The sequence below is a fragment of the Amycolatopsis pigmentata genome, assembly GCF_042684065.1.
In the GTDB taxonomy this organism is placed as follows: Bacteria; Actinomycetota; Actinomycetes; order Mycobacteriales; family Pseudonocardiaceae; genus Amycolatopsis_E; species Amycolatopsis_E pigmentata.
The window spans coordinates 175,827-198,078 of sequence record NZ_JBHUKR010000011.1 but is presented as its reverse complement, the minus strand read 5'-3'; the positions used below and the strand labels follow the sequence as shown (position 1 = coordinate 198,078).

General features: G+C 70.0%; 18 protein-coding genes. 6 read left to right on the top strand and 12 right to left on the bottom strand.

The annotated features are described in order from the left end of the window. Positions 1–12: 12 nt before the first annotated feature. Complete coding sequence (gene typA / locus ACFSXZ_RS23045) at positions 13–1,923, bottom strand: translational GTPase TypA (RefSeq protein WP_378267220.1); 1,911 nt, start codon at positions 1,921–1,923, stop codon at positions 13–15. 331 nt (positions 1,924–2,254) lie between these two features. Between typA and trpS the strand changes: the two genes are divergently transcribed. Continuing rightward, positions 2,255–3,217 carry a tryptophan--tRNA ligase gene (gene trpS, locus ACFSXZ_RS23040; protein WP_378267219.1) on the top strand — a complete coding sequence of 321 codons (963 nt, stop codon included), beginning with the start codon at positions 2,255–2,257 and terminating at the stop codon, positions 3,215–3,217. A 26-nt stretch (positions 3,218–3,243) separates the two neighbouring features. Here the strand turns inward: trpS and ACFSXZ_RS23035 are convergent, their stop codons facing one another. Genes ACFSXZ_RS23035 through ACFSXZ_RS23025 form a run of 3 tightly spaced genes read right to left on the bottom strand, consistent with a single transcriptional unit; the run spans position 3,244 to position 5,692 of the window. Beyond that, positions 3,244–3,633, bottom strand: coding sequence for a (deoxy)nucleoside triphosphate pyrophosphohydrolase (locus ACFSXZ_RS23035; protein WP_378267218.1), 390 nt, complete (start codon positions 3,631–3,633; stop codon positions 3,244–3,246). Beyond that, positions 3,630–4,988, bottom strand: coding sequence for an ATP-binding protein (locus ACFSXZ_RS23030; protein ID WP_378267217.1), 1,359 nt, complete (start codon positions 4,986–4,988; stop codon positions 3,630–3,632). The genes ACFSXZ_RS23035 and ACFSXZ_RS23030 overlap by 4 nt, the downstream gene beginning before the upstream one ends. Then, positions 4,985–5,692: a response regulator transcription factor gene (locus ACFSXZ_RS23025; RefSeq protein ID WP_378267216.1), complete on the bottom strand. Its 708-nt coding sequence runs from the start codon at positions 5,690–5,692 to the stop codon at positions 4,985–4,987. Before ACFSXZ_RS23025 ends, ACFSXZ_RS23030 begins: the two co-directional genes overlap by 4 nt. A 156-nt stretch (positions 5,693–5,848) precedes the next feature. Between ACFSXZ_RS23025 and ACFSXZ_RS23020 the strand changes: the two genes are divergently transcribed. The 3 genes from ACFSXZ_RS23020 to ACFSXZ_RS23010 all read left to right on the top strand — a co-directional run bounded on the left by ACFSXZ_RS23020 (position 5,849) and on the right by ACFSXZ_RS23010 (position 8,911). Then, complete coding sequence (locus ACFSXZ_RS23020; RefSeq protein ID WP_378267215.1) at positions 5,849–6,901, top strand: LolA family protein; 1,053 nt, start codon at positions 5,849–5,851, stop codon at positions 6,899–6,901. 154 nt (positions 6,902–7,055) lie between these two features. Further along, complete coding sequence (locus ACFSXZ_RS23015; protein ID WP_378267214.1) at positions 7,056–8,048, top strand: ABC transporter ATP-binding protein; 993 nt, start codon at positions 7,056–7,058, stop codon at positions 8,046–8,048. After that, a complete protein-coding gene (locus tag ACFSXZ_RS23010) occupies positions 8,045–8,911 on the top strand; it encodes an ABC transporter permease (RefSeq protein ID WP_378267213.1) in 867 nt (288 codons plus the stop codon). Before ACFSXZ_RS23015 ends, ACFSXZ_RS23010 begins: the two co-directional genes overlap by 4 nt. On the opposite strand, the gene ACFSXZ_RS23005 is transcribed toward ACFSXZ_RS23010, so the two are convergent. From ACFSXZ_RS23005 to ACFSXZ_RS22995, 3 genes are read right to left on the bottom strand one after another with little or no spacing between them, the layout of a single operon-like run. Next, positions 8,881–9,918, bottom strand: a complete 1,038-nt coding sequence (locus tag ACFSXZ_RS23005) for an ABC transporter ATP-binding protein (RefSeq protein ID WP_378267212.1) — start codon at positions 9,916–9,918, stop codon at positions 8,881–8,883. The two genes, ACFSXZ_RS23010 and ACFSXZ_RS23005, sit on opposite strands and share 31 nt — an antisense overlap. Beyond that, on the bottom strand, positions 9,919–11,220 hold the full coding sequence (locus tag ACFSXZ_RS23000) for an ABC transporter permease (RefSeq protein ID WP_378267579.1): 1,302 nt from the start codon (positions 11,218–11,220) through the stop codon (positions 9,919–9,921). It abuts the gene before it with no gap. A gap of 26 nt (positions 11,221–11,246) precedes the next feature. Continuing rightward, entirely contained in the window at positions 11,247–12,287 is a 1,041-nt protein-coding gene (locus tag ACFSXZ_RS22995; RefSeq protein ID WP_378267211.1) for a thiamine ABC transporter substrate-binding protein, read from the bottom strand. Between the two features lie 87 nt (positions 12,288–12,374). Between ACFSXZ_RS22995 and ACFSXZ_RS22990 the strand changes: the two genes are divergently transcribed. After that, the gene (locus ACFSXZ_RS22990) at positions 12,375–12,665 is read left to right on the top strand and encodes a 4a-hydroxytetrahydrobiopterin dehydratase (RefSeq protein ID WP_378267210.1); all 291 of its coding nucleotides are present in this window, start codon (positions 12,375–12,377) and stop codon (positions 12,663–12,665) included. A 177-nt stretch (positions 12,666–12,842) separates the two neighbouring features. Here the strand turns inward: ACFSXZ_RS22990 and ACFSXZ_RS22985 are convergent, their stop codons facing one another. The 3 genes from ACFSXZ_RS22985 to ychF form a co-directional block, all read right to left on the bottom strand. After that, positions 12,843–13,943 carry a hypothetical protein gene (locus ACFSXZ_RS22985; protein WP_378267209.1) on the bottom strand — a complete coding sequence of 367 codons (1,101 nt, stop codon included), beginning with the start codon at positions 13,941–13,943 and terminating at the stop codon, positions 12,843–12,845. Positions 13,944–14,017: 74 nt separating this feature from the next. Continuing rightward, the gene (locus tag ACFSXZ_RS22980) at positions 14,018–15,160 is read right to left on the bottom strand and encodes an SPFH domain-containing protein (protein ID WP_378267208.1); all 1,143 of its coding nucleotides are present in this window, start codon (positions 15,158–15,160) and stop codon (positions 14,018–14,020) included. Positions 15,161–15,326: 166 nt separating this feature from the next. Then, positions 15,327–16,427, bottom strand: a complete 1,101-nt coding sequence (gene ychF / locus ACFSXZ_RS22975) for a redox-regulated ATPase YchF (RefSeq protein ID WP_378267207.1) — start codon at positions 16,425–16,427, stop codon at positions 15,327–15,329. A 102-nt stretch (positions 16,428–16,529) separates the two neighbouring features. Between ychF and ACFSXZ_RS22970 the strand changes: the two genes are divergently transcribed. After that, a complete protein-coding gene (locus ACFSXZ_RS22970; RefSeq protein WP_378267206.1) occupies positions 16,530–18,032 on the top strand; it encodes an AlkA N-terminal domain-containing protein in 1,503 nt (500 codons plus the stop codon). A 7-nt stretch (positions 18,033–18,039) separates the two neighbouring features. Here ACFSXZ_RS22970 and ACFSXZ_RS22965 read toward each other — a convergent pair whose 3' ends face one another. Further along, positions 18,040–21,000: an AAA family ATPase gene (locus tag ACFSXZ_RS22965; protein WP_378267205.1), complete on the bottom strand. Its 2,961-nt coding sequence runs from the start codon at positions 20,998–21,000 to the stop codon at positions 18,040–18,042. Beyond that, on the bottom strand, positions 20,997–22,142 hold the full coding sequence (locus tag ACFSXZ_RS22960) for an exonuclease SbcCD subunit D (RefSeq protein ID WP_378267204.1): 1,146 nt from the start codon (positions 22,140–22,142) through the stop codon (positions 20,997–20,999). The genes ACFSXZ_RS22965 and ACFSXZ_RS22960 overlap by 4 nt, the downstream gene beginning before the upstream one ends. Positions 22,143–22,252 lie beyond the last annotated feature (110 nt).

The window sequence follows — 22,252 nt, the reverse complement described above, 5'->3', positions numbered from 1 at the left end:
GTACCGAACCCATCAGACCTGGTCGCGGGACTTGGCGCGGGAACGCTGCTTGGCCCGCTGGGAGAAGTCGAGAGTGACCTTACGCACACGGATCGCTTCGGGACCCACCTCGACGCACTCGTCGACCGAACAGAACTCCAGGGCCTCTTCCAGCCCGAGCTTGCGAGGACGGGCCAGGCGCTCCAGTTCGTCACCGGTGGAGGAGCGCATGTTGGTGAGCTTCTTCTCCTTGGTGATGTTGATGTCGAGGTCCTCGGCCCGCGGGTTCTCACCCACGACCATGCCCTCGTAGACGTCCGCTCCCGGCTCGACGAAGAAGGTGCCGCGGTCGGCGAGCTGGATCATCGCGTAGGCGGTGACGGGGCCGGACCGGTCGGCGACCAGCGAACCGGAGTGCCGGGTGCGGATCTCGCCCGCCCACGGGAAGTAACCCTCGAACACGTGGTTGGCGATGCCGGTGCCCCGCGTCTCGGTGAGGAAGTCGGTACGGAACCCGATCAGGCCACGCGCCGGCAGCACGTACTCCAGCCGGATACGGCCGGTTCCGTTGCCGCCCATGTGTTCCATGCGGCCCTTCCGGGCGGCCAGCAGCTGCGTGATCGCGCCGAGATGCTCCTCGGGCGAGTCGATGGTCAGGCGCTCGAACGGCTCGTGCAGCTTGCCGTCGATGGTCTTCGTGACCACCTGAGGCTTGCCCACGGTCAGCTCGAAGCCCTCCCGTCGCATCTGCTCGACCAGGATCGCCAGCGCCAGCTCACCGCGGCCCTGGACCTCCCAGGTGTCCGGCCGCTCGGTCGGCAGTACCCGAATGCTCACGTTGCCGACCAGTTCGGCGTCCAGCCGCGCCTTGACCAGCCGCGCGGTGACCTTGTCGCCGCCGTTGCGGCCAGCCAGGGGCGAGGTGTTCACGCCGATCGTCATCGAGATGGCGGGCTCGTCCACGGTGATCCGCGGCAACGGCTCCGGGTGCTCCGGGTCCGCCAGTGTGTCACCGATGGTGATGTCCGGGATGCCCGCGATGGCGACCAGGTCGCCCGCGGACGCTTCCTGCGCCGGCACCCGCTCCAACGCCTCGGTGATCAGCAGTTCGGACACACGCACGGACTGGACGGAGCCGTCCTCGCGCAGCCAGGCGACGGTCTGGCCTTTACGCAGGCGGCCCGAGTGGATCCGGAGCAACGCGATGCGGCCGAGGAAGTTCGACGCGTCGAGGTTGGTGACGAGCGCGCGCAGCGGCCCCTCGGCGTCGGCGGCCGGCGGCGGCACATGCCGCAGAAGCGTGTCGAAGAGCGGGTCGAGGTTGCTTTCGGCGGGCTGGCCACCGTCCTCGGGACGCTCCAGGCTGGCCCGGCCTGCTCGCGCGGAGGCGTAGACCACGGGGATCGACAGCAACGAGTCCAGTGCCGCGTCTTCGATGTCCTCGAGGTCGCTCGCCAGTTCGAGCAGCAGATCGTGGGTCTCCTCGACGACCTCGGCGATCCGCGCGTCGGGACGGTCGACCTTGTTGACCACCAGCATCACCGGCAGGCCGGCCTCGAGTGTCTTGCGCAGCACGAACCTCGTCTGCGGCAACGGCCCCTCACTGGCGTCGACCAGCAGCACGACCCCGTCGACCATGGACAGCCCGCGCTCCACCTCGCCGCCGAAGTCGGCGTGACCAGGCGTGTCGATCACGTTGATCGTCACCGGGCCGTCCGGCGTCATGCGGCGGATCGCGGTGTTCTTCGCGAGGATCGTGATGCCCTTCTCCCGCTCCAGCTCACCGGAGTCGAGCACCCGGTCGACCGGCTCGGCCCGCTCGGCGAACGCGCCGGACTGCCGGAGCATGGCGTCGACCAGGGTCGTCTTGCCGTGGTCCACGTGTGCCACGATGGCGACATTGCGAAGATCCGTGCGAACCTTCTCGGCGATTGCAGCGGGCACGCGTGAGCTCCTGATGGTTCAGTGCGGGGAGGGTGGGGGACCGCTCACCAGCGGTGGCCATAGGCGGTCCGCTCCAGGATACCCCTCCCCCCTTTGTGACCAGAGCCACAGGCCCTCCTCCTGTCCTCGCGCGACGCGAAGGACGCGGCGGACAGGCTGGTATAGAGTGACTCCATGCACAGCTTCGCTGCCTGGTGGTGGCCGCTTCTCCGGCGGCCGCGAAGCTGACAGCACTGTTCTGGAAACTGTCCAAGGTCCGCCCTGAAGTGGCGGGCCTTCGCTTTATCCCAGGCCTTCCCGGCGGGCGGCGACGAACCCAAGGGAAGCGACCATGAGACTGTCCGGCATCACACCGTCCGGCCACGCGCAGCTCGGGAACTACCTCGGCGCGATCAGCGCCTGGGCGGCCGAAGGCGGTGACGAAGACCTCTATTTCATCGCCGACCTCCACGCCATGACCACCACGCACAACCCCGCGAAGCTGCGCGGGCTCGCCGCCGAGACGCTCGCCGTGCTGGTCGCGGCCGGCATTCCGGCGGAACGCGTCTTCGTGCAGTCCGATCTGGCCAGGGAACTGGGCGCGCTGACCTGGATCCTCGAATGCACCTGTAGCTACGGCGAAGCCGCGCGGATGATCCAGTTCAAGGAAAAGGCGGGCGGGCAGGCCGGGGTCAGGCTGAGCCTGCTCACCTACCCGGTGCTGATGGCCGCGGACATCCTGCTGCAGGGCGCGTCCGAGGTGCCCGTCGGCGAGGACCAGAGCCAGCACGTCGAGTTGGCGCGAGCGCTCGCGCGACGGTTCAACGGGACCTACGGCGAGGTGTTCACCGTGCCCCGCGCGGTCGTGCCCCTGGCCGGAGCGCGCGTGCGCGACCTGAGCGACCCGGCCCGGAAGATGTCGAAATCCACCCGTGACGCGGCCGGGGTGGTGTTCCTGCTCGACGAGCCGGATCTGATCCGGCGCAAGATCCGCCGCGCGGTGACCGACACGCACACCCGGCCGGAGTACCTGCCCGAGGATCGGCCGGGCGTGGCGAACCTGCTCGAAATCCTGGCGGCCTGCACCTCGGCAACGCCACGGGAAGTGGCCGAACGGCATTCGACCTACGGCGCGCTGAAGGAGGCCGTGGCGGAGGCGGTGGTCGAGACCTTACGGCCGGTCCGCGAACGGACGCGGGAACTGCTCGCCGATCCCGCCGAACTCGGCCGCGTCCGCAAGGCGGGGGCCGCACGGGCCGCCGAACGCGGCGAGCACCGGCTTTCCTCGGCGCTCCGGCTCATCGGTGCGGGCTGACCACCCGGTGTTCGAAGCCGCGCCATTCAGCCGGTGAGAAGGGTTCTGAGCGCGGGAAGGAGACGGAGATCCGCGGGGAGCCACGGGACACTTCCCAGCGAGTGCGCGTTGATCCAGCGCAAAGCGTGGTGCTCCAAGGGTTTCGGGTCGGCGGCGGGGTCGGCGAGCCGGGCGGCGTAGACACGCAGCACCATCCCGGTCCGCAACGTCACCTCTTCGCCGACCCGTTGCCCCACGACGACCTCGACCCCCAGCTCCTCCAGGCATTCCCGGCGCACAGCGTCCACTTCGGACTCACCGCGCTCGACGCGGCCACCCGGAAGTTCCCACAGCCCGGCCACCTCCGCCGGGTAGGACCGCTGCTGGGCGAGCAGGGCCCCGCCCCGCACGATGGCCGCACCGACGATCACCTTCACGGGGAGGAGAGGGTACCGGCGGTCTTCGCCGTGGTTTCCGCGGCACGCCAGGTGACCTGGAAACGGGCCCCACCCTCGGGTGACTCGCTGACCGCGACCCGGCCGCCCCGCCGCCGCACCGCCTCGGCCACCATCGCCAGCCCCAGTCCCGCCCCGCCGGACGTGCGCGCCCGGTCGTCGGAAACCCGGTAGAAGCGGTCGAACACGCGGTCGCGGTGCTCGGCCGGGACCCCGGGTCCGTCGTCGTCCACCACGACCTTCACCGTCGACCGCCCGGCCAGGACGGACACCACGATCTGCGAACGGGCGTAGCGGCAGGCGTTGCGCAGCAGGTTGTTCAGCACCAGTTCCACCTCCGCGTGCGCGGCATACGCCCAGGCCCGGCCGGCGAGGCCGGACACCCGCGCGGGTGGCGACCCCGGCGGCAACCGGCGCACCGCGTCACGTGCCTGGGTGAGGAGTTCGACTGGTTCCCCGGGAGGCAGCTCACCGGCGTCGGACCTCGCCAGCGCCAGCAACCCGTCCAGGAGCGCCGACAACCGTTCCGCCTCGGCCAGGATGTCGGCCAGGGTCTCCTGCGCCAGTTCCGGATCCGGGTTGGTGACCGCGACCTCGGCCTGCACCCGGATCGAGGCGACCGGCGAACGCAGTTCGTGCGCGGCGTCCCCGGTGAACCGCCGCAGGCGCTGGGCACTCTCGTCCTGTCTGGCCAGCAGGGAGTTGAAATCCACGGCCAGCGCGCGCAGTTCGTCGTCGGCTTCGGGCAGCGGAAGGCGTTCTCCCGGCGGCAGGGCGCGCAGCGATCGCCGCATCCGTCCGACCGGCCGCAGCGCGAGGCGAACCGCCAACCAGGTCGCGACCGCCGCGAACACGGCTCCGAGGGTGGCCGCGCCGAGGAGCCAGCGCGACCCCGTGGTCGCCGCCGATTTCAGGCCCACCAACCCGGTTCCGGCGACGACGAGCCGAGGCGTGCCGTCGGGTGCCGCGACCACCGAGCCCAGCCAGCGCAGCCGTGGCTCCCCTTGCCCGGTGTTCAACCGTTCACCGGCCTTGAGCGCCCGGATGTCGCCCGGTCCCAGGTCGGTCACCGGCGGGCCGCCGTCGGCCGGCTCGCCCGAGATGTCGAGCACTCGGACCATCACGCCGTCCACCGGCGTGGGCAGGCGGCCTGCGGCCACCGCCGACGCCGCCGGGGTCATCGCGTCGGTCAGCTCGGCGTCGACCGATTCCCGTTGCAGCGGAGAAAGCCACCGGCCCGCCACCAGAGCCAGCCCCACCAGGAACAGCAGGGTGATCGCCGCGGCGGACAGGGTGATCCGGAACCACAGGGACCGCCGACCCCACCATCGGATCACCCCGGCAGCACCTGATCGAGTTGCGGGTCGGCGGCGCGATAGCCGTGACCACGGACGGTCCGCACGAGCGAACCCGCGCCGACGGCCTCGAGCTTCCGCCGCACATAACCGACGTAGACCTCGACCACGTTGCGAGTCGCCGCCTGCTCGTCACCCCAGACCGCGCGCAGTAGCTCGTCCTTGGTGACCACCGTTCCGGCGCGAGCGGCCAGCACCTCGAGCAAGCCGAACTCGCGCGGGCTCAACGAAATCGGGGAGCCGTCCCAGCGGACCTCACGAGTCGCCCGGTCGACCACCAGCGAACCGATCCGCAGCGGTCCGCGAGGCACCCCGTCCTGCTGAGCACGCCTCAGGACCGCACGAACCTGCGCGACCAGCACGACGAACGAAAAGGGCTTCACGACATAGCCGTCCGCACCGAGATCGAGCCCGTCGGCCTGGTCTATCTCGCCGTCCTTCGCCGACACCAGCAGTACCGGTGTGAACACTTCCTGTTCACGAAGCCGTTGCAGGACGCGGTAACCCGACAGGCCGGGCAGCATCACATCCAGCAGCAGCACGTCGAACGATCCGGTTTCGGCCAGGCGGAGCCCGGTCGGCCCGTCGGCCGCGGTGATGACGTCCATCCCTTCCGCCTTCAGCCCGCGCTGCAGGGCCTTGCGCACACCGGGTTCGTCGTCGACCACCAGAACTCGTGGGTTCACGCCGTAAGAATGCCTCTTTTCGGCTCGTGCCGCGTCCGCTCTCAGCACACTCTCAGCCGCACCCTCCCGGCTCTCAGGTCGATCTCAGAGTCGGGAGAGCATCGTCAGTCGTGGGGATGGAGCACAGCGGTGCTCCTCGAAACAGGGAGGAACAAGATGCGGCCGAGGACGAAGGCTCTTACCGCGGCGGTCACGGGATGCGCGCTCGGGGTGGGCGGACTCGCGTGGCTCGCGATGCCCGCCAGCGCGGGAGAAGCGCCGAAGCTTCCGTCGATCAGCGCCGAAGACCTGGTGCAGTCGGTGTTGACGACGAAGACACCCGCACTCGACGGGACGGTCGCCGTCACCAACAACCTCGGGTTGCCGATGCAGACGCTGCCCGGCGGCGTCAGCCTCAACATCGACTCGGCGCACGTCTACAACGATGGCAAGGGCGACAGCAAGGTCTCGATGCAGCAGGGCGCCGCCGACACGACCATGGTGCGCAACGGGAACACGATGTGGACCTACCACTCGAAGGACAACAGCGTGGTGAAGGCCACCGCGCCCGCCGACAAGGCGGGCCGGCCGGGCGAGGACGGCGCGCCCGCGGATCCCGCCGCGGCCGCCACGGCGCTCGTCGGCAAGGTCCGGGAGAGCAGCACGGTCACCGTGGAGGGCACGGCCCGGGTCGCCGGGCGCGCGGCCTACGAGCTGGTGCTCACGCCCAAGCCGTCCGAGCGGACGCTGCTGCGTGAGATCCGCGTCGCGGTCGACGCCGAAAAGCGGGTGCCACTGCGGCTGGCGGTGATGTCCAACGGCAGTGCGGACCCGGCGCTGCAGATCGCCTTCAGCGACATCGAGTTCACGCCGCAGCCCGCGAGTGAATTCCAGTTCACCCCGCCGCAGGGGGCGAAGGTGACCGAAGAGCAGGCGTCCGGCCACGAGGTCCCGGATGCGAGCACGCACAAGATCCTCGGCGACGGCTGGGACACCGTGGTCACCGGAATGGTTCCGGACTCGGTGCGCCAGCAGCAGCCGCGCAGGCACGGCCAGGACGCCGACCTGCGGTCGATGCTGCAGCACTACGGCAAGCCGGTGAGCGGGGCGTTCGGCTCCGGTTACGTCATCGGCACCAACGTGGCGACGGTCCTGATCACCGACGACGGCCGGTTCGCCGCGGGTGCCGTGCCGCAGCAGGTGCTCGTCGACTCGCTGGGGTCGAAGTGATGGCGACTCGCGGCTGCCAAGGCGACCGCGGAGCGCGCCATCAGGGTCCGCTATCGGGGCGGCAGGGCGCCCACCCTTCCCTCGTGAGATGCGCTGCGAAGGGGCGGCCTGTCGACACGATCGCGGGGGCGCGCAAGCTCGCGAAGGAAGCAGTGTGACCGCCTCGGGGGAGGCGGTCACACCCGCTCCGGCACTGGCAGCGCGGACCAGGGGGTTGCGCAAGGTGTACCGGAGCACGGTCGCGGTGGACCAGGTCGATCTGGACGTGCCCGAGGGCGCGGTGCTGGGCATGCTGGGCCCCAACGGCTCCGGCAAGACCACCACGATCCGGATGCTGCTCGGCCTGGTCCGCCCGACCGAGGGCGAGGTGGAACTGCTCGGTCACCGGATCCCCGAAGGAGCCGGCCGCGCGTTGCCGGACGTCGGGGCGCTGGTCGAGGGACCGGGCTTCCATCCGTTCCTGTCCGGCCGGGAGAACCTGGTGCGGCTGGCGGCCGCGGAGCCCCGGCTGGCCGTCGCGGACATCGGCCGGGCGGTGGGTGACGCGCTGGACCGGGTCGGTCTGACCGTGGCCGCGCACCGGCGCTACCGCGCCTATTCGCTGGGCATGAAGCAACGGCTCGGACTGGCCGCCGCACTGCTCGTGCCACGGCGGATGGTGATTCTCGACGAACCGACCAACGGTCTCGACCCGGCCGGTACCAGGGAAATCCGCAAGATCATCGCCGACCTGCACGCCGACGGCGTCACCGTGCTGGTGTCTTCGCACCTGCTCGCCGAGGTCGAGGCGACCTGCACGCACGTCGCCGTGCTGCACGCGGGCACGGTCGTGGCTCAGGGCGAACTGGCCGAGTTGCTGGAGTCCGGCAGCCCCGGTCTCCTGGTGTCCACACCGGACGGTGACCGGGCACTGGAATCGTTGCGGGAGAAGCGGATTCCGGGAAAGCTCACCCCGGACGGGGTGCGCGCGGACCTCACCGCGGCAACCGCGCCGGTCGTGGTGGAAACCCTGGTGCGCGCCGGGGTCGCGGTGCACGAGGTGCGCCGCGAACGCACCGGCCTGGAGGACCTGTTCGCCCGGCTGACCCAGAGCGAGGACGTGACGGCTCCCGGCGGTCTGTCCGAAGTGGACGAGGTGACGGCATGACGGTTCTTGCCTCGACGGCCGTGACCGCGCCGCGCGCGGCACACGCCGGACTGTTCCGGCTCTACCGGGCCGAGTTGAGATGGATCTTCCGGCGCCCCCGCACCCAGGTGGTACTCGGGTTGCTCGGCATGGTCCCGGTGGTGATCGGGATCGGCCTGGCGATCGGCCGCGCGACCGACAACGGACCCGGCAACGGCGGCGACAGCCTGCTCACCTCGGCGGCGGGCAACGCGCTGGTCCTGCCGATCGCCGCGCTCACCCTGGCGCTCAACCTGTTGTTGCCGCTGACCAGCGCGATGTCCGCGGGCGACGCGCTGTCCGGCGAACTGGCGCACGGCACGCTGAGGGGGTGGCTGCTGGCTCCGGTCGGCCGGGGCAGGCTGCTGACGGTCAAGGCGCTCGGCGTGGCGACGTTCGTCTTCACGTCGGTGCTGCTGATGGCCGTGATGGGGGTGATCACCGGCCTGGTGATGAACGGCACCGGCGGGCTGTTCACGTTGTCGGGCACCACCCTGTCGTTCCCACGGGCGCTCGGCACGATCGCGCTGGCCGTGCTCTGGGTCACCGTGCAGTTGTGGGCGATCGCCGCGGTGGCGCTGGCGATCTCGGCGTGCACCGAACATCCGATGCTCGTGGTGGTCTCGGTCCTGGCGGGCACCATCGTGTCCAGTGTGCTGCTGCTGCTTTCGGCGGTGGACTGGCTGCATCCGTTCCTGCTGCCGAAATCGTGGGACTCGATGCTCGATGTCCTGCGTGACCCGATTCCCGCCACGGGGCTTGTCGAGGGACTGGTCCGCGCGCTCTGTTACATCGTCATCGGGCTTTCCCTGGCCTACGCCCGCCTGAGCACGCGCGACGGCTGACCGCTCGAAGGCGCCCCGACGATCGCGATCCCCTCGGCTTCGAGCGCGAGCCGGATCGCGTCGCCGGGGCGCACCTCCGCGCCCACCGGAGCCAAAGCGTCCACTGTGGACGCAGTGGTCCGCACGCGGAGCCGGACATGGTCACGCCGGTGCGCCCAGGAGCGCACTTCACCGGCCACCCCGTCGCCGGCCAACCGGAGCGCTCCGGGCCGGAGGCCGAGCCGGACCGGACCGTCGGGCGCATCGAGCGCCACCTCGCCCAGCGCGCAGGTCACCACGCCCGCGGAGGCCGTCCCGTCGAGGAAGGTGGTCACGCCCAGGAACTCGGCCACCTGTTCGTCCACGGGACGGCGCCACACATCGCGCACCGCACCGGCCTGGCGGATCTCACCCGCCAGGAGCACGGCTACCCGGTCGGCGACGGTGAACGCCTCCTCCTGGTCGTGAGTCACCAGCAGCGAGGTGATCTTCGATTCACGGAGCACCGCGGCCAGGTCCACGGCGAGATGCTCGCGCAACCCGGCGTCCAAACCAGACAGTGGCTCGTCGAGAAGAAGCAACCGGGGTTCCGGCGCGAGCGCGCGCGCCAGCGCGACCCGTTGAGCCTCACCGCCGGAAAGTTCGGTGACCCGCCGCCGTTCGTACCCGCTCAATCCGACCAGCCGCAGCAGCTCGCCGACCCGATCCGGCGCCTTCACACCCTTCATCCGCAGCCCGAACGCGATGTTGCCGGCGACGTCTCGATGCGGAAAGAGCTGGCCGTCCTGGAACACCAACCCGAATCCGCGCCGGTGCACCGGTACCCGGGCCAGATCGGCGCCGTCCCAGCGAAGTGTCCCGGCCGCGATCGGTTCCAGTCCGGCGATGGCGCGCAGCAAGGTCGATTTTCCCGAGCCCGACGGCCCGAGCAGCGCGAGTGTCTCGCCGTCGGCGATCTCGAGGTCCGCTCCTCGCACCGCGGTCAACTGTCCATATCGGACAGTCAGATCGCGGACCGACAGTGCCATCTAGAACTCCCCCAGCCTGCCGCCGCCCAGCCTGTCGATCACCATTACGGCGAGCACGGTCACCACCATCAGCGTGGCGCAGGCGGCGTAAGCCATCTGGTTGTTCAGTTCGCCCGGACGCGAGATCAGCGTGGCGATGGCGACCGGCAACGTCGGCGTCTGCGGCCGGGCCAGGAAGCTGGTCGCGCCGAACTCGCCGAGCGCCACCACGTAGGAGAACCCGGCGGTCACCGCGGAAACACCGAGCGGGAGCATCAACGCGGTGTCCACGGTTTCGCCCAGCCCGTGCGCGGTTCGTCCGGGCGCCCGTCGCAGGGTGACCACCAGCACCGAAGCCGACACACCGACGATCATCGCGAGGAGCGTCGCGTCGGTGGCGGTCCGCAGCGAATTGGCCGCCGCCGCCCAGCCCGAAATCTGGAGCGTTCCGTCATGCCCGGTGCCCGAAAGCGCCCGGAAGCCGGCCGGCCCGGAACGCAGCACCAGGGCCGCCACAGGCGTCAGCAGCGACGCCAGCACGGCCAGCGCCGCGGCCACCACGACCCACTCACCACCTCTGGGGCGGCGCGCCGTCGCGGTCGCCGCCCGCAGCTTCAACGCGGTCTCCCGCCTTCGGCGAGCCAGCGCGCCCAGCAGCAGCACCGCGACCACCGCGATGATCTGCACCAGGGAGAGCGCGGCCGCTCCGGTCAGGTCCAGCAGGTTCTCGGTGCGCAGGTAGATCTCGGTTTCCAGGGTGCGATAACGCCCGCCGCCGAGGATCAGCACGACACCGAAACTGGTGGCACAGAACAGGAACACGACCGCCGCCGCGGAGGTGATCGAGGGCAGCAGAGCCGGAAGCGTGACCGAACCGAAGGCCCGCCACCGCGAGGCACCGAGCGCACGTGCCGCGTCCACGACTCGGGAATCCAGGTGCGCCCACAGCCCGGCGACCGTGCGCGAGACGACGGCCACGTTGAAGAACGCGTTGGCGAGCACGATCGCGAGGATGCCGCCGTCTGGCCACAGCGCACGGAAAGCCAGTCCGACCACCACCGTGGGCAGGACGAAGGGAACCAGCACGAGGGTGCGCACCAGACTCACCCCCGGCAACCTCACGCGCGCGAGCAGGAAGGCCACCGGCATACCGCACGCCACGGCGAGAACGGTCGACAAGGCCGCCTGCGCCACGGTGAACCCCGCCAGCCGCCACGTCTCCGCGTCGGCAAGCGTCGTGAACAGGCCACCGCCGAAGCCCCGCCGCAGGATCGCGAACACGGGCCAGGCGAAGAAGACCGCCAAGAATCCCAGTGGTAGCAGGGCCAGCAGGCCCAGCCCTAACCGCGTTACCGGCCGAGCAGCGAGCGCCACTGCTGGATCCACTGCTCGCGCCCGCCCTGCACCCGGTCTCCGGGCAGCGTCGCCGGGTTCGGCGGCAACGGCGCCACCTCCGCCCAGCCTCCGGGCAGGTTCACACCCTGGCGGGTCGGGTAGACGTACATGTTCTCCGCCACGCTGCTCTGGAACTGTTGCGACAGCAGGAAGTCGATCACCTTGTGAGCCTTGTCGGGCTGCTTGGTACCGGCCAGCACGCCGGCGTATTCGACCTGGCGGTAGCAGGTGTCGAGCAGCGCCTTCGTCCGCGGCTTGCCGTCCTCGCCGACTTCCGCGGCCGGTGACGAAGCATAGGACACCACGATCGGCCGGGGGCCCTTGCCGGCGGAGCCGGAGAAGTCCTGGCTGTAGGCCTCCTCCCAGCCGCTGTCGGCTTTCATGCCGTTGTCCTTCAACTTGGTCCAGTAGTCCCGCCAACCCTGCTCGCCGTACTTCGCGATGGTGCCGAGCAGGAAGGCCAGGCCCGGTGAGGAGGTCGCCGGATCCTCGACGACGAGGAGATCGCGGTACTTCGCGTCGGTCAGATCGTCGTAGCTGGTAGGCACAGGGAGATTACGTCGTGTGAACCAACCGGTGTCCACGTTCAGGCACACGTCACCCAGGTCGACGGCGGACATGCGGTGCTCGGAGCCGACGGCGTAACGCTGTGGCCCGCGGTCCGCCTCCGGGCTGGTGTAGGAGTCGAAGACACCTTCGCTCAGCGCACGCGAGGCGAACGTCGAATCCACGCCGTAGGCGACGTCACCGATCGGGTTCGCCTTGGTCAGCACCAACGTGTTGGTGAGCGCGCCGGCGTCACCCTTCTTGATGATCTGGAGCTTGATGCCGGTCTGCTGCTGGAAGGCATCGAGCAGTTGCTGGGGTGCGGCCCAGGAGTCGTGCGTCACCAGCGTGACCGTGGAGGCGGTATTGCTGTTCGACGAGGCCAGCGTGCACCCGGCGGTCAGCAGGGCGACCGCGCCCAGCGCCGCCGCGGCTCGTAGCGTCTTCATTTCCCTCCTAGACACCCGCCCCGGGCAGTCCCACGCCGGGTCCGCGGCAACCGTGCAGCGTACTCGCCGGGGTACCACGATGGACGCATGGCAGAGCTACTTACCGATCAAGAGATCTCCGACGCGCTGACGAAGCTGCCGGACTGGCAGCGCGAGGGCGAGTCGATCGTCCGCACCGCGGAACTCGCGGGCTTCCCTCAGGCCATGGAAGTCGTGAACCGGGTGGCCGAACTCGCCGAGAGCGTGAACCACCATCCGGACATCGACATCCGGTGGCGGACGGTGACCTTCCGTCTCAGCACCCATTCGGCGGGCGGACTGACGGTCAAGGACATCTCCCTGGCCGAGCAGATCGACGAGACGCTCGGCAGCGTGTGAGCCCACCGGTTCAGTGCCTGTTGGTGAACGCGCCCAGCCGATCTCAGGGCCAGGGCTCTCCTCAGTGCTCGACTCTCGTTTTGACTGATCGGAGCCCTGCCCCCGGGATCGGCTACCTTCGGGGGCGCGTTCCGCCGGTTACTTTGCCCAGGTGACTTGCGATTCGCAGGCAATCTGTCAGTGATGATGCCGGGTCAGCACCACGGCCGTGATGATCGCGCCCACGACCAGCACCGCGAGGGCGATCGCGAGCGCGATCTTCACGGCGCTGTACGGCCGCTCGCCCTGGACCTCGCCGGTGCGCCCGTTGACGAACACCTGGAACCGCTTACCGCCATAGAGATAGAAGGCGATCCACACCGGCAGCAGGACCAGCTTGTACATCACGTCGGCGTAGCTGGTGTCGACCCGATCGACACGCTGCACGTCGCCACCGATGTCACGGCGGCAGTCCGCCTGGATGGCCGGCGCCATCCGCCGCTTGGCCTCTTCCAGCCCGGTTTCGGGCTCGATGTCGTACCGCAGGGCGTGATAGCCGGCCAAGTACTGGGGCTGGTACGGCAAGGCTTCGGACAGAGGCCACGGCGCGAGGTCGTCGAGCCGCTTGACGGGCACGTGGTTGGTGCCCGGCACCAGCACGTCGTCGAAGAACCGGTCGACCATGCCGTTGGCCGGATACCAACGCGTGTGGCGGACCTGCCGGGTCTGCCGTTTGCCGTCGCTGTCGGTGTAGTGCTCGGTCACGTAGTAGTACTCGCCCCGAGCACCGGAGTACCGGGAACTGGTCTGCGCGTCATAGGTCCAGTGCGGGAGGTAGGTGCCCTTCGTGGACTCCGCGTCCGAAATCTTCTTCAAGGCCGACGGCGCGAACCAGCGCGACGACACCCAACCTCGCAACGCGCCTCTCAGCCCGTTGTGATCCACCGTGAATGGCAGCACCGCTTCAGGCAGAATCTGGCCGACCGCGGCGGGGTCGACCACGAGCGGCGCCGCGCAGAACTGGCACCGGCCGGACAGGTCGTTGCTCTGCGTTCTGGCGCCGCACTGACGGCAGACGAGTTCGTGCGACGCCACCGCCCCCACCGGTTTGCGGGGCAGCGCGGCCAGTTCGGCGAACGAATGTTCGCTCACCTGCCGTTCAAGCGCCTCGATCCGTTGCGTGAAACCGCAGTAGGGGCAGCGCAACGCGGTCGTTCCCGGCGCGAACTCGACCCGCGCGCCGCACCCTCCACACGGGTAGGACTGCGGCGAGACGGACGGGTAGGACGTCTCGGTCATGCTGTCTCCTCCGCGGCCTCGCGCGCACCCGCGATCGTGTCGACAGGGCGCTCCTTCCCTGCATAGGTCACGTCTTACGCCTGCGGCGGCAGCGGCGGCGGCCCGCCGGCAAACAGCGAGGCCAGTTCAGGGACCTGCGAAGCAGGCAGCCAGCCCGCCATCCCCTGCTTCCAGACCAGCGTGGCCGGAGTGAGCACCCCACCGGCCACCTGTCCGGCGAGCGCGCCACGGTCGAACGGGCCCAGTTGCGCACCGTTGGAGCCCAGATACCACTGTTCGGTGGCGGGAAGCGGCGGCGGCCCGCCTGCCTGCTGGGCCGCCATCCCCGGCGCCGGCGTGTCGGCGCGCGGGGCAGCCTGGCCGGACTGGGCGAGAGCCGATGCCATCTGCTGCCCCATGGCCACGCCGAAACCCAAGCCCAGCCCTTCCCCGGCGCCGCCGGGATTGTTCGCCGCGTCGCCGATAGCGTTCGCGGTCTGGAACCTCGTGTACTGGCCGAGATCCCCGATAATGCCCATCTGGGTCCGCTTGTCGAGCGCCGCCTCGACCTCCGGCGGCAGGGAAATGTTCTCGATCACGAACTTCGCGACCTGGATACCGAGGCCGGTCAGCTCCTGGTTGAGCACCCCGACCAACCGGTCGCCGATCTCGCCCTGCCGGGCGGCGAGGTCGAGCACCGGGATCCCGGCGGCGGCCAGCGCCGTGGCGAGCTTGCCGACGATCACCTGCCTCAGGTACTCCGACACCTCCTCGGTGCGGAACTCCGGGTCGGTGCCGACCAGTTCCCTGAGCAACGCCTGCGGGTCGGCCACGCGCATCGAGTACGCGCCGAAGGCCCGCAGCCGCACCATCCCGAACTCGGGGTCCCGCATGGGAATCGGGTTCTGCGTGCCCCACTTCAGGTCGGTGAACTGACGGGTGTTGACGAAGTAGACCTCGGCCTTGAACGGCGATTCGAACCCGTATTTCCAGCCCTTGAGCGTGGACAGGATCGGCATGTTCTGGGTCTGCAAGGTGTAGGTGCCCGGGGCGTAGGCGTCGGCGATGCGCCCCTCGTTGACGAACACCGCGCCCTGCGACTCGCGGACGATGAGCTTGGCGCCCATCTTGATCTCGTTCTCGTGCCGAGGGAACCGCCAGACGATCGTGTCCCGGCTGGAGTCCAGCCATTCGATGATGTCGATGAGCTCGCCACGGAGCTTGTCCAGGAAACCCACGATCGTCCCCTCGCCTCGAAAATGCCGGGGTGACCTTAGCAGGTGAGCTGGTCAAGCCGAGACGAAAACCTGTCGAGCCGACCTTCTCGACAGGAACGCGACAAAGCGCGTCACACCGCGTCCAACCCCGGATCAAGCGGCTCACCGATCCGCACGCCGACCGTGGTCATCCCTTGGACTTGGACGGGCTCCCGTGCCGGAACTCGACCACGTCACCGTCGGCCATCACGTAGTCCTTGCCCTCCATCCGGACCTTGCCCGCGGCCCGCGCGGCCGCCATGGAACCGGTCGCGACCAGATCGTCGAACGAGACCACCTCGGCCTTGATGAAGCCGCGCTCGAAGTCGGAGTGGATCACGCCGGCGGCCTGGGGCGCGGTGGCGCCCTGAGGAATCGTCCAGGCGCGGGCCTCCTTCGGACCCGCGGTGAGGTAGGTCTGCAGCCCCAGGGTGTGGAAACCGGCGCGGGCCAGCGCGTACAGGCCCGGCTCGGTCTGCCCCGCGGACTCCAGCAGTTCGCGTACCGACTCCTCGTCGTCCAGTTCGAGCAACTCGGCCTCGATCTTGGCGTCGAGGAACACCGCGTCCGCGGGAGCGACGAGCTTGGTCAGTTCTTCACGGCGGGCGTCATCGGTGAGCACGCCCTCGTCGGCGTTGAAGACGTAGAGGAACGGTTTGACCGTCAACAGGCTCAGCTCGCGCAGCAAGTCGGTGTCGACTTCCTTCTGCGCGGAGAACAGCGTGCGGCCCGAGTCGAGGATTTCCTTGGCCTGCTGAGCGTTCTCGAACGCGGGCCGGTTCTCCTTCTTGGTGCGGGCCTCTTTCTCGAGGCGGGGCAACGCCTTGTCGAGGGTCTGCAGGTCGGCGAGGATCAGCTCGGTGTTGATCGTCTCGATGTCCGACGAAGGGTCGATCCGGCCGTCGACGTGCACCACGTCCGGGTCGTCGAACACGCGGATGACCTGGCAGATCGCGTTGGCCTCGCGGATGTTGGCGAGGAACTTGTTCCCCAGGCCCGCCCCTTCCGAGGCGCCCTTCACGATGCCCGCGATGTCCACAAAGGACACCGTCGCGGGCACGATCTTCTCGGAGTGGAAGATCTCCGCGAGCTTGGTCAGCCTGGCATCCGGCAGGGGCACGACACCCACGTTGGGCTCGATGGTGGCGAACGGGTAGTTCGCGGCGAGCACGTCGTTACGGGTCAGTGCGTTGAACAGGGTGGACTTGCCGACATTGGGCAGGCCCACGATGCCGAGGGTCAGACTCACGACGATTGAGTCTACGGGGCCGCCGGGGACCGGCCCGTCCGGGCATGGCCAGGGCGGATTTCCGCCAGTGACGGCGCGGGCGTGGGTGGCAGTATCGAATTCATGAGCGCGAAGCAGGCATCCGGGCAGGTAGCCCGGGAGGGACTGTGGCACGACGCCGAACGCTGCTACCGCGCGGTCGCCTCACGGGACTCGCGCTTCGACGGGCAGTTCATCGTGGCCGTGAAGACCACCCGCATCTACTGCCGCCCCTCGTGTCCAGCGGTCACTCCGAAGGCCGCGAACGTGCGTTTCTACCCCACCGCCGCGGCGGCACAGGCCGGCGGCTTCCGGGCCTGCCGCCGCTGCCTGCCCGACGCCGTCCCGGGCTCGCCCGACTGGAATCTGCGCGCCGACCTCGCGGCACGGGCGATGCGGCTCATCGCCGACGGCATGGTCGAGCGCGAAGGCGTGCCGGGGCTGGCGCGGCGGCTCGGGTATTCGGAACGGCACCTCGGCCGCGTGCTGACCACCGAACTCGGTGCCGGGCCCCTCGCACTGGCCCGCGCGCATCGCGCGCACTCCGCACGATTGCTGATCGAACTGTCGAGCCTCCCGCTGACCGATGTCGCGTTCGCGGCGGGATTCAGCAGCGTCCGCCAGTTCAACGACACCGTCCGCGAGGTGTTCGCCCGCACTCCGTCGGAACTCCGCGCCCTCGCGGCCGGCCGCCGTGACCGTTCGCCGATGGCGGGCACAGGAGAAGGGACGAAACTCACCCTCCGTCTGCCGTTCCGGCCTCCGTTGGACGCCAGCGGCCTGCTCCGTTTCTTCGCCGACCGTGCGGTGCCGGGCGTCGAAGCGGTGGAGGACGGGATCTACGCGCGCACACTCCGGTTGCCGCACGGCCCGGCCGTCATCCGGCTCACCCCCTGTGACGAGCACATTCGTGCCGAGTTGTGGCTCGCGGATGTGCGTGACCTCGGCAGCGCCGTCACCCGCGCCCGCCGCCTGCTCGACCTCGACGCCGACCCCGAAGCCGTGACGAGCGTGCTCGGCGCGGACCCGCTCCTGTCCGGCGCGGTGACCGCGACGCCCGGCGTCCGGGTGCCCGGCGCCGTCGACGGGACCGAACTGCTGGTGCGCGCCATGCTCGGGCAGCAGATCTCGGTCGCGGCCGCGCGCACCGCGGCCGCCCGTCTCACCGACGCCCTGGGGGAAAAGCAGGAAGGGACGTTTACTACGAAACGAAGCCCCCTCCACCGCCTCTTCCCCACGGCAGAGGCCGTGGCCGAACACGGTCGCGACGTGCTTCGCGGGCCGCGAAGGCGAATCGACTACCTCTGCGAGGCGGCCGCCGCCCTCGCGTCAGGCGAGATCGAGGTCCACGTAGGCCGGGACCCTCACGAACTCCGCGCCGACCTCCTACGTCTGCGCGGCGTCGGCCCATGGACCGCCGACTACGTGGTCATGCGTTTGCTCGGCGCGCCCGACGTCCTGCTCACCGACGACCTCGTCGTGCAGAAGGGTGCCGCCTCGCTGGGCATCCTCGACCTCGGGGAGCATGCGCGGGCCTGGCGTCCGTGGCGGTCGTACGCCGGCATGTACCTGTGGCGAAACGCCTGACGTCCGCTCAAGCAACCACCTCCAGCGTCGACCCGGTGCGGGACTTGCGTACCCGCAGCCTGGTCGGGATCCGCTGCCGCAGCTCCTCGACGTGGGACACCAGGCACACCACACGGCCACCCGCCCTCAACTCGTCGAGAATGTTCATCACGACGTCGAGGGTCTCGGCGTCGAGTGTTCCGAAGCCCTCGTCGACGAACAGCGTGTCGAGCAAGGCACCACCGGTCTCCCCGGCCACGACGTCCGCCAGCCCGAGCGCCAAGGCGAGCGACGCGAGGAAGGACTCTCCGCCCGAAAGGGTCTTGGCCGGCCGGATGGTGCCGGAGTAGTCGTCCAGGACGTCCAGGCCGAGCCCGCCGCGCGTGCCGTGCGAGCCGGCGGCATCGGAGTGCACGAAGGAGTACCGGCCCTGGCTCATCGCGCGCAGCCGGGCCGTGGCGGCCACCGCGACCTCCTCCAGCCGCGCCGCCAGCACATAGGACCGCAACGACATCCGGCGAGCGTTCTGCCCCCGCCCGTTCACGACATCGGTGAGCGCGTCGAGTTCGGCGAACGCCTCCTCGAACGGCCGCAGTGCCGTGTTCGCCGCCTCGACCCGCTTGGCGAGCGAGTCGAGGTCCTCCGCTCGGCTTCCGGCCTCGCGCAGCGCGGCGACCGCGGCCTCGGCCCGTTCACGGGCGAGCCCGGCAGCGGCGGCCGCGGCTTCGACGTCGACCTCTTCGTCCGGACTCACCCCCGCCAGCTCCGGCTCGGCCAGCGTCTCCGACGCGGCGGCTTCCGCGGCCGCCGCCTCGGCCAGGCGCCGGTCGAGTTCGGCCACGGTCCGCTCGTCACGAACCGCCGCGTGCATCTCCCCGACAGTCGCGAAACCCGCCTGACCGAGCGCCTCACGCACCACCGCTTCGTGGTGTTCCGACCGTTCTCGCGCACTCTCCGTCGCCACTCTCGCTTCGGCGAGCGCGTCGAGCGCCCGCACGACCCGAGCGAGATGCTCGCGCCGCGCGCCGACGTCGGCGTGTTCGCCGCGTGCGTCGTCGAGCCTGCGCGCCCGCTCGGCGACCTGGTCGGCCAGCGCGGCCCGCCTGGTCTCGGCTGCGGTCGCCGCTTGTCCGGCGGACTCCCGTTGCTCGGCCAGCCCCGCCGCTTCGGCTTCCGTGGCGCGCAGCCGGGCTTCCAGCGAGGCCTTCTGCCGAGCCAGTCCGGTCAGCTCCGTCAATCGCGTGGTCAACTCTTCGAGTTCCGCGTCCACCTCGTCACGGGAACGGCCGCGGAGCCGTTCCCTCAGCGCGGTGAGCGCGGTCTGAGCCTCATGCTTCGTGGCTTCGGCGACTTCGCGCCGATGCTCCGCGCGACGCTCGGCCTCCTCCGCCGCACGTTCCTGCTCAGGATCCACCGAGCCATCGGACGGATCGGCCGGCGCCGGGTGCTCACCGGAACCGCAGACCGGACACGGAGAACCATCTCGGAGCCCCGTCGCCAGCTCGGCGGCCATTCCTTCGAGCCGGAGCTCACGAATCCGCAGCCGGTGCTCCCGCGCCCGCAGATGCTCCTCCGTTGCCGCCTGCGCCTTTCCGGTCGCTTCGGTGACCCTGCGCTCAGCGGCGGGCAAGCCCGCCGCATCGCGTGCCGCGGCGGTCAATTCGGCATGGCGTTGCCGCGACGCTTCGAGCACGACCTCCGCTTCCGCCGCCGCGTCGAGCCGTTCGCGAAGGTCGCGGGCCTGTTCCGGGATGCCGGCGAGTTTCTCCGAGAGCACCTCGGCCGTCGCGCGGGCCTCCTCCACCGCCTCGGCGAGCCGCACGATCTCTCGCTCGTCGTGCCGCTGCCGTTCCGCCTCGGTCACGAGACCGGCGAGCGCACCGGCCTCCTCGCGAAGTTTTCCGGCATATCGGCGCAGCTCGGCGATGTCCGAACCGGTCGCGGGGTAACCGGTCGCCGCCAGCTCACCGACCCGTGCCTCCTCCTCAGCGCGAGCGTTCCGGAGGAGTTCCGCGCTCCGGGCGGCCTGCGCTGCCACCCCGGTGACGGTCGCGGCACGGCGGGCCGCGGCGACCTCCTCGGCCAGACGCTCGCGCTCGCCCTCCTGCGCGGCGAGATCCGCGAGCCGCCGGCGGGCCGCGCGCACCCGCTGCACACGCTCGGCGGCGACCCTGCGGTCTTCGAGGATCTTTTCCGCGGTTTCCCGGGCCGAAAACGCTTGCGCATGCTCGGCCTTCGCCGCCTCGACGGCCTTTCCGGCCCGCTCCCGCGTGCCGGCGATCCAGGAGGTCACCTCTTCCTCCGGCACTTCTTCCCTGGCAGCCTGGGCGAAGCGGTCGAGCAGCGAACGCACCTCCTGCCGACGCTGGTCGAGCCGCCGCCGCCGTTCGGTACGGAGATCCCGGAACCACGCCTCCACGTCCGCGAACCGCTTGGTGCCGAACAACTTCTCCAGCAGACGTTCCCGCTCCGCCGTGTCGGCACGGAGGAACCGGGCGAACTCGCCCTGGGGCAGCAGCACCACCTGGAAGAACTGCGCGGCGTTCATGCCGAGCAACCGCTCCACGGTGCGCCCGACCTCGTCGATCCGGATGAGGCCCTCCGTGGGCTGTCCGGCCGGCGTCCCACCGAGCCAGGTCAGCGAAGCCTTGGCGGGCTGGCTGGTGGTGCCGTCGCCGCGGCGTTTCGGTCGCTGGTATTCCGGACTGCGTACCAGCCGCATCCGCTGGCCCTGCACGGTCAACTCGAGGACGACCTCGGTCGGCTCGTCCGCGCCGGCGAGATCGCACCGCAGCCGCTTGACCTCACCACGCGCGCCCGGAACGGAACCGAACAACGCGAAGGCGACCGCGTCCAGCAACGTCGTCTTGCCCGCGCCGGTATCGCCGTGCAGAAGGAACAACCCGTCCGCACCGAGCGCGTCGAAGTCCACCACCTCACGGTGTCGATACGGCCCGAAGGCCGCCACCTCGAGCCGGTGCAGCCTCATGACTCCCCCTTACCCGCGGTTTCCAGGGCGAGCCGCAGAAGTTCGGTCTCCGCCTCGTTCGGCGGCGCGCCACGGCAGTCGGACAGGAAGTTCTCCGCGATCTCCTGATCAGGACGACCGCGGACGGCTTCGGCGTACCGGAGCCCGGTCGTGCTCGCGTTCTCCGGTTGCCAGTCGAGGTGCACCGTGAACGGAAAGCGCTCTCGCAACCGGCGCATGGCATCGATGGGACGGACGGGGTCGGTGAGTGTGACCGACAAGTAGCAGTCCAGGAGACCGGCGTGCTCCTCGGCGGTCAGGAGCGCCTCGATCGCACCGGCGACCTTCGCGAGCTTTCGCGGAACCGGCAACTCGTGTCGTGTGACACCGGCCAGCCCGGCTTCGTCGAAGTCCACCAGCCACACCGATTTCCGTTGTGCCGCCTCGGAAAACGAATAGGCCAGCGGGCTTCCCGAGTAGCGCAGGCCCTCGGCGAGCGTCTGCGGGCCGTGCAAGTGTCCTAACGCGACATAGTCGACGCCGTCGAAGACCTCGGCCGCCACCTGGTCGACCCCGCCGACCGCGATCGTGCGCTCCGAGTCGGTCGCCTTGCCACCGGTGACGAAAGCGTGCGCGAGCACGATCGAACGCGTGCCGGGCGCGCGACTCGCGAGGTCGGCCCGGATGCGGCGCATCGCCTCGGTGAGCACGCCGGTGTGCCCTTTCGCCGCGGGAACGGCGAGCGCGTGGCGCGCCGGTTCCGGTTCCAGATAAGGAATTCCGTAGATCGCGACCGGACCGTGCGCGTCCTCCAGCACGACCGGATCGTCGATCCGGCCCGCCGTGGTGCGGAGGTGGAGACCACCCGCGGCGGCGAACTCGGCGAACGCGCCCAGCCGGGCCGCCGAATCGTGGTTCCCCGGTGTGATGACCAGTTCCGCCCCGGCGCGGCGAAGCCTGGTCATGGCGCGGGTGGCGACCTGCACGGCCTCCGCCGACGGCACGGCGCGGTCGTAGACGTCTCCGGCGACGAGCACGACGTCGACCGCCTCGGCGGCCACGAGGTCCGCGAGGTGCCCGAGCACGGCGTCCTGCTCGGCGAGCAGATCCGTGCCGTGGAAGGAGCGTCCGACGTGCCAGTCGGAGGTGTGCAGGAATCTCACGGCGCTCAAGCTAGGGCGGATCGCCGACAGAAACACGGCACCACGCCGGAGTACCTCACCCGAACGTGCGTTCGACCGGATGGAAGACCGGGTTCTGTCGGTGGTCTACG